The sequence below is a fragment of the Burkholderia sp. YIM B11467 genome (assembly GCF_052952715.1).
Genome location: NZ_JBQVSQ010000007.1, coordinates 290,402 through 300,476, shown reverse-complemented (window position 1 = coordinate 300,476; position 10,075 = coordinate 290,402). Strand labels below are relative to the sequence as shown.

11 protein-coding genes are annotated in these 10,075 nt (G+C 67.5%); 5 read left to right on the top strand and 6 right to left on the bottom strand.

Annotated features, from left to right (window positions below; translation table 11 throughout):
* Together ACTRWB_RS24665 and ACTRWB_RS24660 are read left to right on the top strand one after the other, a co-directional pair.
* Positions 1-978 (top strand): TraB/GumN family protein (locus ACTRWB_RS24665; protein ID WP_446903434.1); only part of this gene is annotated, 978 nt, incomplete at its 5' end.
* A 783-nt stretch (positions 979-1,761) separates the two neighbouring features.
* Positions 1,762-2,442: a LuxR C-terminal-related transcriptional regulator gene (locus ACTRWB_RS24660; RefSeq protein WP_446903433.1), complete on the top strand. Its 681-nt coding sequence runs from the start codon at positions 1,762-1,764 to the stop codon at positions 2,440-2,442.
* Between the two features lie 20 nt (positions 2,443-2,462).
* Here the strand turns inward: ACTRWB_RS24660 and ACTRWB_RS24655 are convergent, their stop codons facing one another.
* The 5 genes from ACTRWB_RS24655 to pxpB form a co-directional block, all read right to left on the bottom strand.
* Positions 2,463-2,729: a hypothetical protein gene (locus ACTRWB_RS24655; protein ID WP_446903432.1), complete on the bottom strand. Its 267-nt coding sequence runs from the start codon at positions 2,727-2,729 to the stop codon at positions 2,463-2,465.
* Positions 2,730-2,799: 70 nt separating this feature from the next.
* On the bottom strand, positions 2,800-2,997 hold the full coding sequence (locus ACTRWB_RS24650) for a hypothetical protein (RefSeq protein WP_446903431.1): 198 nt from the start codon (positions 2,995-2,997) through the stop codon (positions 2,800-2,802).
* 211 nt (positions 2,998-3,208) lie between these two features.
* Entirely contained in the window at positions 3,209-3,973 is a 765-nt protein-coding gene (gene pxpA, locus ACTRWB_RS24645) for a 5-oxoprolinase subunit PxpA (protein WP_034190296.1), read from the bottom strand.
* Positions 3,974-4,028: 55 nt separating this feature from the next.
* Positions 4,029-5,096: a 5-oxoprolinase subunit C family protein gene (locus ACTRWB_RS24640; protein ID WP_129513186.1), complete on the bottom strand. Its 1,068-nt coding sequence runs from the start codon at positions 5,094-5,096 to the stop codon at positions 4,029-4,031.
* On the bottom strand, positions 5,093-5,749 hold the full coding sequence (pxpB, locus tag ACTRWB_RS24635) for a 5-oxoprolinase subunit PxpB (protein WP_419685461.1): 657 nt from the start codon (positions 5,747-5,749) through the stop codon (positions 5,093-5,095). Before pxpB ends, ACTRWB_RS24640 begins: the two co-directional genes overlap by 4 nt.
* A 148-nt stretch (positions 5,750-5,897) precedes the next feature.
* Between pxpB and ACTRWB_RS24630 the strand changes: the two genes are divergently transcribed.
* The gene (locus ACTRWB_RS24630; protein ID WP_129513184.1) at positions 5,898-6,410 is read left to right on the top strand and encodes a winged helix DNA-binding protein; all 513 of its coding nucleotides are present in this window, start codon (positions 5,898-5,900) and stop codon (positions 6,408-6,410) included.
* Between the two features lie 74 nt (positions 6,411-6,484).
* Here the strand turns inward: ACTRWB_RS24630 and ACTRWB_RS24625 are convergent, their stop codons facing one another.
* Positions 6,485-7,093 (bottom strand): 5-formyltetrahydrofolate cyclo-ligase, encoded by a 609-nt coding sequence (locus tag ACTRWB_RS24625; RefSeq protein ID WP_446903430.1) that lies wholly within the window; start codon positions 7,091-7,093, stop codon positions 6,485-6,487.
* Between the two features lie 8 nt (positions 7,094-7,101).
* On the opposite strand from ACTRWB_RS24625, the gene ACTRWB_RS24620 reads away from it, so the two are divergent.
* Together ACTRWB_RS24620 and ACTRWB_RS24615 are read left to right on the top strand one after the other, a co-directional pair.
* Positions 7,102-9,054 carry a lytic transglycosylase domain-containing protein gene (locus tag ACTRWB_RS24620; RefSeq protein ID WP_412022861.1) on the top strand — a complete coding sequence of 651 codons (1,953 nt, stop codon included), beginning with the start codon at positions 7,102-7,104 and terminating at the stop codon, positions 9,052-9,054.
* A 57-nt stretch (positions 9,055-9,111) separates the two neighbouring features.
* On the top strand, positions 9,112-10,074 hold the full coding sequence (locus ACTRWB_RS24615; protein ID WP_193099355.1) for a complex I NDUFA9 subunit family protein: 963 nt from the start codon (positions 9,112-9,114) through the stop codon (positions 10,072-10,074).
* Position 10,075 lies beyond the last annotated feature (1 nt).

Sequence of the window (10,075 nt, the reverse complement as noted above, 5' to 3'; positions counted from 1 at the left end):
TCCGCGCGCGCCGAAGGGCGCCCCCCGGCCACCTCGCCGATTCATCCGTCGCAAGTCCCGCCGCCCGGCATGAGCCTGCCGGGCTTCCACGCGCCTGCCGTGTCGGACGGCACGGTCGCGCGCGGCACGGTGCGCGTGCAGCCCGCGCGCATGCCGTTCTACGTCGCGACCAAGGGCAAGGTCACGCTCTACGTGCTCGGCACGCTGCACACGGGCGACCCGTCCGATTACCCGAGCGCGCAGCCGTTCCGGCCGCGCATCCTCGCGGCGCTCGCCGCGTCGCCGACGCTCGCGCTCGAGCTGTCGCCGGACGATCTGCTCGAATCGCAGGACGACGTGTCGAAGTACGGCATCTGTCGTTACCCGTGCCTGCAGCGCCTGCTGCCGGAGCCGCTGTGGCTGCGGCTCGCGGCGCGCCTGCACGGCAACCCGGCCGCGCTCGCCGAGATCCGCAAGATGCGGCCGTGGCTCGCGGCGCTCGTCGTCGAGACCTACGATTCGCTGTCGGCCGGCCTGCAGACCGAATACGGCACCGAGGCGCAGCTGCAGAACGTGTTCCTGAAGAAGAAGGGCGGCCGCGTGATCGGGCTCGAGACGCTCGCCGAACAGATGCGCGCGTTCACCGGGCTCACGCTGGCCGAGCAGCGCGAGATGCTCGCGCAGGACATGGTGCAGACACCCGCGCAGAACGCCGACGACATCAAGTCGCTGCATCGGCTGTGGCGAATTGGCGACGCCGATGCAATCTCCGCGTGGGCGGTCGCGAAGACCGAGCGGCTCGCGCGTTCGAAGGCGTTGTCGGCGTCGATCGACAACAAGATCGTGTACGAGCGCAACCGGCGCTTCGTTGCACGGATGACCGCAATCGCCGCGCCGAACCGGCCGCTGTTCGTTGCGATCGGCGCGCTGCATCTGGGCGGCCCGCGCGGCGTGCTCGAATTGTTGCGTCAACAAGGTTACAGCGTCGACGCGAACTGAACGTCGCCGTCGCGCCCGAACCGATCCTCCCCTGTTTGATCGACGCCGTCCGGATCGCGTCAAACGCCTGTATGGGCGTGCCATTCGATAAGGAAAACCCTCGATTCGTCGGAAAATAGCGTTTCAAACGATTGACATCCCGTTCTGCCAATATCTATTCTTCGATCCACAAGTTGAAAAAATGAAAAGAATAGAAAAAGTTCTACGGGGTAGCAGAAAAGAAAGCGCGGGGTGAGCGCGTTGCCGGCACGTGGTGCACACGTGCCGGCCGCGGAAAGTGTCTGCATGTACGGCGGGGCCAATCATCGTCGGACAACAACAAGGCATGCAGGCCGACTTGCGAATAAGCAACGCTCCGTCGTCCAACCGGGGTAAGCAGTGAATCGGGCGGCGGCGGACGTTTTTTAATCCGGAAGATTTTTCCGGTCACCGTCGAAAGACGGTTTCGGGGGGTGAATCGACAGACGGCGAAGCCGCACCGATTGCACCAACGGAAAAGCGCCACGAGGGCGCTTTTTTCTTTTGGGCCGCCGATCCGTTCCGATTGCGATCGCGCGCGTCCTGATGCGCTGCTGCGCATCGCCCCCTCGCTTGCCGGGCACGCCGGCATGATCCATACACCGCCTGCGGGCGCATCTGTTCCATCGTCGAATCGCACCCTGTACGTACGTCAGGCGTGCACCACGCTCCACGAATTGGCGGATTGGACGGTATGCGATTGTTTCGAGATGCCCGCGATGGCACCGTCGACGTTCTGCCCCAGGTGCGAACAGGAGTGGACGGATGCAACGAGAAGGACGCGAGCGCCTGCCGGTGCTGGTGGTCGATGGGCACCCGATCGTCGCGGATGCGATCGGCGGGGTGCTCGTTGACCTCGACAGCCGGCTCGACGTGACGGTTTGTCACAGTGCAGTCGGTGCGATCGACGCTTTTCGTCGGGTGCCCACGTGGTTCCGGATTCTTGTGGATCTCGAGATGCCCTGCGGCGGGCTGGCGCTGGCACGACAGTTTCACGCGTCGGGTATTGCCGATCGATGCGCGATCGTCACGGCCGGCGCGCGGCCGTCGTGGATCGCCGAGGCGAAGCGCCTCGGCATGATCGCGTACGTCGTCAAGGATGCGCCGCTCGGCGTGTTCTCCGGCGCATTGCAGTCGATACTCGACGGGCGCCCTGCGTTTCCGGAAATCGCGACGGGCATGCGATTGACGGGGCGCCAGCAGGATGTTCTGCAGTTGCTTTGCGTGGGGTATTCGACGAAGGAAATCGCGGTGATGCTGAGTCTGGCCGTCGGCACGGTCGACAATCACATTGCGAGCGCGATGCGGATACTGGGCGTGAGGAATCGCACGCACGCCATTACGCGGGCACTCGCGCTCGGGATGATCGATGCATGCGAGGGCGGGGGATGGGGAGGCGAACCGGGCGAAGCTGTCGCTCGCAGGCGCGGTGCGATGTCGGCGTGAACGAGCGCGTCGATGAGCAGTCAGCGTCGTCGTTGCCGGCTCAGGTCGATTTCGAGCAAGACCGAGTAGACGAGAAAAACGACCGTCACCACGCTCCATCTGAACAGGTCCCATGTGCCCAGCAGGTACAACAAGAGCGCGTATGGGGCGGAAACGACGAGACTCCTGAAAGCACCGCCCGTCAGGATGCCGATCCATCCGCCTCCGAAGCGAGGGGCAAGCGGTGCAGGGAAAATGTTGTAAGCCCAGTATCGTTTCAATATGTTTGCGACAGCACGGAATTTCATTGACTGGATTCTCCCGGTCAGGTGTTACCAGCGGGAACGACAAATCGTTCCGCCATGGCAACGCGTGCCTTCACTCTGGAACAGAACCGATAAATCCAGCTTTGGGAATTGTCGTTCGCCCGCCGGTAATGATGGCCATCTGTCGTCTGGCCAATGTGCCTGTCGCTATCGACATGGCACGCGAGGAAGGGGCGATCGGCTCCGGATTCAGCGTGCACGTAGTTGCGCCGCTGGCCTGATCGAGTTCGTTCTTCGTCAAAGCGCGCATGAGTTAGGTATCCTATAAATTTGAGGCAAGTGACCGGCCAATCCGATCGACCTGCTCAGGCACCTAACTTATCACCGGCCCTTTCCTCAGGAAATATGGAATTTCTCACGTTTTTGGGGCCAAACCGACGATTCGACGAAAACAACGCGGCGCGCTGCCGCTTCGATGATCCGTCGGTTTGACGTGACAGTGGCTCACGGCCACGACCGCGCTACGCGCCTTCGTCCGCCTGCAGCGCACCCGGCGCCACGACGTCGACGCCGGCGGCCTCCAGCGCCGCGCGGATCCGCTTCGCGAACGCCAACGCGTGCGGCCCGTCGCCGTGCAGGCAGACGGTCTGCGCATTCAGCGGCACCCATTCGCCGCTCAGTGCACGCACCTGCCGGTTGCGCACCATGTCGAGCGTGCGCGCGAGCACCGCGTCTTCATCGTCGATCAGCGCGCCGGGCTGGCTGCGCGGCACGAGCGAGCCGTCCGCCCGGTAGCCGCGATCGGCGAACACTTCCTCCACCGCGGCGAGCCCCGCATGCCGCGCGGCCGCGACGAACACGCTGTTCGCGAGCCCGAACACCGCGAGCGACGGATCGAAATCGTGGATCGCGGACACCACCGCATCGGCGATCATCGGGTCGCGCGCGGCCTGGTTGTACAGCGCGCCGTGCGGCTTCACGTGCGCGATGCGCCCGCCTTCGGCCTGCGCGATCGCCGACAGCGCGCCGAGCTGGTACAGCACGCCGGCATAGATGTCGCCGGCCGGCAGTTGCATTTCCTTGCGGCCGAAATTCTCCGGATCGTGAAAGCTCGGGTGCGCGCCGATCGACACGCCCTTCTGCACGGCCCAGCGTACGCAATCGCGCATCGCATTGGCGCCGCCTGCATGCCACCCGCATGCGATGTTCGCCGACGTGACGAGGTCGAGCAGCGCCTCGTCAGATCCGCATCCTTCGCCGAGATCGGCATTCAGATCGATTTCCATGATGTTCCTCGTCCACTGATTGCGTGGCGCGTCTTTCGTACTGCTTCCGCCATTGTCACGCTGCGCGCGATTGCGCGCGGCGGCGCGCTTCCTCGCGCATGTCGATCGCGACGTCGATCTGCCGCAGATAGGCACGTTCTGCGGTCAGGGCGGCGCGCGCGGCGTCGGGTGTCGTGCGCACGAAGCGGATCGGCAGGTTGAGCCGCGCCTGCGCAAGCTTCCACAGATCGGCGCGGATCACCGTGCCGATCTTCGGGTAGCCGCCGGTGGTCTGCGCGTCGTGCATCAGCACGATCGGCTGGCCGTTCGGCGGCACCTGGATCGTGCCGGGCAGTACCGCGTGCGACAGCAGCTCGACCGGCCGCTCGCGCACGAGCTCCGCGCCGGCGAGGCGATAGCCCATCCGGTTGCTGTTCGCGGTGACGAGCCATTCCTCGTCCCAGAACGCCTGCTGCGAATCGGCCGCGAACGACGCGTAGTCGGGGCCCGGCAGCACGCGCACGGGCATCGCCCACGGCGCATGTGCGGGGCGGTGCCGGCGCGGCGGCTCGTCGATGCGCACGAACGCGCACCACGCGGGCGCCTTCACGCCGAATTCGGGCGCATCGGCCGCGAGGCAGCCCGCGCCGGCCGGCGGCACACCGACCGGGAGCCGATCGCCGTCGCGCAGCGTGCGGCCGCCGAGGCCGCCGAAGCGCGACGCGAGATCGGTGCTGCGCGAGCCGAGCATCGGCAGCACGTCGATGCCGCCCGCGATGCACAGATAACCGCGCATCCCGCGTTTCGCGGCCGGCAGCACGAGCGTCTGCCCGGCGTCGACCGGCAGGCTCCACCACGAATACACGCGTTCGCCGTCGAGCGTCGCGCCGAACTCGGTGCCGGTGATCGCGATGCGGGTGGCCCGCGTGAAGCGGAAGGCGGCCGGGCCGATCGTGATCTCGACGGCCGCCGCGTCGGGGCGGTTGCCGACGAGCCGGTTGCCGACCTCGAGCGCGAGGCCGTCGAGCGCGCCGCCCTGCGCGACGCCGAGATGGCGCGCGCCGCGGCGCCCGAGATCCTGCACGGTCGACAGCGGGCCGGCCCGCAACACTTCGATGGTGCCCGGTGCGTTGCTCTGGGTCATCGTGCGTCGACTCCCGCAATGGTGAAGCGGACCCGGTCGCCGGGCAGCAGCAGCGTCGGCTGCGGTCGCGTCGGATCGAACAGCACGTGCGACGTGCGGCCGATCAGTTGCCAGCCGCCGGGTGACGTGGCCGGGTAGATGCCCGTCTGCGCGCCGCCGATGCCGACCGAGCCGGCCGGCACCTCGAGACGCGGCGCCGCGCGGCGCGGCGTGTGCAGCGACGCGTCGAGGCCGCCCAGATACGCGAAGCCCGGCTGGAAGCCGACGAAGAACACGACGTATTCGCCGGCAACATGGCGCGCGACGACCTCGTCGGCCGACAGGCCCGTGTGCGCGGCGACGGCCGGCAGGTCGGGCCCGGCTGCGCCGCCGTACTCGACCGGGATCTCGACGTCGCGGCCGTCGGCGTGCTCGACGTCGGCGGTTTCCCACGCGTCGCGCAGCGCCGGCGTGAGCGACGCGGCCGTCGCGGCGAGCGGGTCGAATACGATGGTCAGGTTGTTCATGCCCGGCACGACGTCGATCACGTCGGGCCACGCGCGCGCGGCCTCGGCAACGGCCCAGACGCGGCGCTGGCAATCGAGCGTGGCGGGCGGCGGCACCTCACAGACGAGGGCGGCATCGCCGAGCGGATAAATGCGGGGTTGCGTCATCGGACTGGCACGGTTCGGACGGCAATGTTAGCGCACATTGTCAATAAGATATCGATAACTTCCCAATAAGCGTTTTCGCCTAGCCCGTATACCCGGGCTTCTGACGTACACTCGGCAAACCCTGACATCCTGCTTGCGCCGCCCTTCCATGAAGCGTCCTCCGACCAAGATCGTGTCATCCGAACACCTCGTTTCCGATTCGAGCGCGGAGCTGTCGGAGCTCGAATACGGGCTCATCATGGCCGGCAACGCGTTCAACCGCTGGATGGTGCGCTGCATGTCGGCAGCCGGCGCGAAGGACATGACGGCGGTCGAGGTATCGCTGCTGCACCACGTCAGCCATCGCGAACGCAAGAAGAAGCTTGCCGACATCTGCTTCGTGCTCAATATCGAGGATACGCACGTCGCGACCTATGCGCTGAAAAAACTGATCGCCCGCGGCTATGTGAAGAGCGAGAAGAGCGGCAAGGAAGTGTTCTTCTTCGCGACCGACGCGGGCCGCGAACTGTGCCTGAAGTATCGCGAGGTGCGCGAGCACTGCCTGATCGAGACGCTGAAGGACAGCGGGCTCACCAACGCGCAGATCGGCGACGCGGCGCAGTTGCTGCGCCACGCATCGGGCCTGTACGACACGGCCGCGCGCGCGGCGGCGTCGCTGTAAACGATTGCGGAAACAATTGCGCGCGGCCAGGCGCTGACGGGCGTGCGGCGACGACCGTGGCGCGCCGCGCCGCGTCATCCGGCGGCCGGGTAGAGCGCGCCGTCGGTCACGATCCAGCGCAGCGCGAGATCGTGCGCTTCGGCCGGCAGCGCATCGACGCGGCACGCTTCATAGGCGATGCCGACCGTCACGGGCAGCGCGTCGCCCGGCCACGCGGCGAGCGTGCGGTCGTAGTAGCCGCCGCCATAACCGAGCCGGTAGCGCTGCGGATCGAATCCCACACAGGGAATCAGCAACAGGTCGGGCACGACGTCGATTCCCGACGCCGGTTCCGGAATCCGGTGATGACCTTCGCGCATCGGCGTGTGCGCATCCCATGCATGGAACGCGAGCGGCGCGTGCCGCTCGCCGATCACCGGCAGCGCGGCGCGCCGGCCCGCGCCTGCCGCGCACCACGCGAGCACCACGTCGCGCGCATCGAATTCGCCCGGCAGCGGCCAGTAGAACCCCACCGTGCGCGGCGCGAGCCGTTCGAGCAGCGTGCGCAGCCGCGCGTCGAGCGCGGCGTTCGCGGCGGGTTGCGACGCGGCGTCGCGGCGCGCGCCGGACAGCGTTTTGCGCAGCGCAACCTTCGGGTTCGGCACAGGGTTGCGTGCTATGCTTTCGCTCAATTCGTGCTCCATTCAAAACGATGTCGAACAGCCTTTTTCGAGTATATCGCGCGGTCGCGCTGACGCTTTCCGCCGCCGCGCTCGTCGCGGGCACGACCGCGTGCGCGGCACCGGGCGACGACACGGTCGCCGGGGATGACCAGACCTTCGTGCAGCTTCGCGAAGCCGCGCGCCGCAACGACGCCGCGAAAGCCGCGCAGCTCGCGTCGATGATCCCGAACTATCCGGTACCGTCCTACGTCGAGTATTTCCAGATCAAGCCGCAGCTGTTCGATTCGACGGGCCGCGCGCGCGTCGATGCGCCGGACGCGCCCGTGCAGTCGTTCCTGCAGCGCTACGACGGCCAGGCGATCGCCGACCGCCTGCGCAACGATTACCTGCTCGTGCTCGGCGCGCGCCACGACTGGCGCAGCTTCGACGATCAATACAAGCGCTTCGTGCTCGACGACGACACGCAGGTCAAGTGCTACGCGCTCGAATCGCGCGCGGCGCGCGGCGAGAACGTCGCCGAGGCCGCGCGCGCGCTGCTCGTCGAGCCGAAGAACTACGGCGACGCGTGCGTCGACCTGATCACCGCGCTCACGGTCAACCAGCAGTTCACGAACGACGACGTGTGGCAGCAGGCGCGTCTCGCGTACGAACAGAACTACACGACGCTCGGCGGCAAGATCGTCGACGCGCTCGGCCCGCGACCGGTCGGCTTCGACCAGGCGACGAGCGCGCCGCCGCTGTACCTCGCGCGCGGCGTCGGCCCCGACGCGGCGTCGCACCAGCTTGCGCTGATCGCGCTCGGCCGCATGGCGCGCAACGATCCGGACGCGGCTGCCGGGATGCTGACGTCGGTCGCCGGCTCGCTCACGAAGCAGGAGCAGGCGATCGCGTGGGGTGCGATCGGCTACCAGGGCGCGATCAAGCGCTCGCCGCTCGCGTCGGTCTGGTATGCGAAATCCGCGAATGCGCCGCTGTCGAACCCGGGCTACGAATGGCGCACGCGCGCCGCGCTGCTCGCCGGCAACTGGCCGATGGTGCGCTGGTCGATCGAGCAGATGCCGCCGTCGCTGCGCGACGATCCGGCATGGATCTACTGGCATGCGCGCGCGCTCAAGCAGAGCGGCGACACGCTGCAGGCGAACCAGGAATTCGAGCAGGTCGCGGGCCAGTTCAACTTCTACGGGCAGCTCGCCGGCGAAGAACTCGGCCAGCGCACGACGATCCCGCCGCGCACGAAGGTGAGCGACGCCGAGATCGACGCGATGAGCAAGATTCCGGGCTTCGCGCTCGCGCAGCGCTTCTACGCGCTGAACCTGCGCCTCGAAGGCAACCGCGAATGGAACTGGCCGCTGCGCGGGATGACCGATCGTCAGCTGCTCGCGGCCGCCGAGTACGGCAAGCGCGTCGAGCTGCTCGACCGCACGGTCAACACGGCCGACCGCACGAAGGCCGAGCACGACTTCACGCTGCGCTACCCGTCGCCGTACCGCAACATCGTCGAGCGCTATGCGCAATCGACGGGCCTCGACGTCGAATGGGCGTACGGGCTGATCCGCCAGGAATCGCGCTTCATCACGAGCGCGCGTTCGTCGGTGGGCGCGGGTGGCTTGATGCAGCTGATGCCGGCGACGGCCCAGATGGTCGCGAAGAAGCTCGGCATGGGCGCGATCACGCGCGCGCAGATGCACGACATCGATACCAACATCCAGCTCGGCACCTGGTATCTGTCGGACATCTACAATAACTTCGACAGCTCGCCGGTGCTGGCCACCGCCGGCTACAACGCGGGCCCGGGCCGGCCGCGCCAGTGGCGCCAGGTGTTGACGCAGCCGGTCGAAGGCGCGATCTTCGCGGAGACGATTCCGTTCAACGAGACGCGCGACTACGTGAAGAACGTGCTGTCGAATACCGTCTACTACGCGGCGCTCTTCGAGGGCAAACCGCAGTCGTTGAAGAAACGTCTAGGCATGATCTCGCCCTGATCCGCAATCTTCACACTGCCGCGCGAGACGCGGCAGTGTTCTTTTGAGGTGTCGAACATGGATCGCCAGACCGTCGCGCTGCTGGGCGGCACCGGCTTCATCGGCAGCCGGCTCGTCAATGCGCTGATCGACGCCGGCAAGCAGGTACGGATCGGCACGCGGCGGCGCGACCACGCGCGTCACCTGCAGATGCTGCCGGTCGAGATCGTCGAGCTCGAGGCGCTCGACACGCGCACGCTCGCCCGCTTCGTCGCCGGCGCGCACGCGGCGATCAACCTCGTCGGCGTGCTGCACGGCGGCCGCGGCACGCCGTACGGGCCCGGCTTCGAGCGCGCGCACGTCGCGCTGCCGGCCGCGCTCGCGAGCGCCTGCACCGAGGTCGGCGTGCGACGCCTGCTGCACATGAGCGCGCTCGGCGCCGATTCGCGCGGCGCGAGCATGTACCAGCGCTCGAAGGGCGACGGCGAAGCGGCGCTGCATGCGATCGCGGCGACCGATTCGCTCGCGCTGACGATCTTCCGCCCGTCGGTCGTGTTCGGCCCTGGCGACGCGTTCCTCAATACGTTCGCGAAGCTGCAGCGCACGGTGCCGGTGCTGCCGCTCGCGATGCCCGATGCGCAATTTCAGCCCGTGTTCGTCGGCGACGTCGTGCGCGCGTTCGTCAACACGCTCGATCTCGCGGCCGCGCATGGCAAGACCTACGAGCTCGGCGGCCCGACCGTCTATACGCTCGAGCAACTGGTGCGTTATTGCGGCACGCTGGTCGGCCGGCAGGCGCGCATCGTGCGGCTGCCCGACGCGCTCGCGCGGCTGCAGGCCAGCGTGTTCGAGTGCCTGCCCGGCGAGCCCGTGATCACGCGCGACAATCTCGCGTCGATGTCGGTGCCGAACGTGCTGTCGGGGCCGCTCGCGCCGGAACTCGGGATCTCGCCCGCGAGTCTCGAAAGCATCGCGCCCGCCTATCTCGGCAACGCCACGCAGCGGTCCCGGTTCGACTGGTTCCGCTCGCGTCGCCACTAGG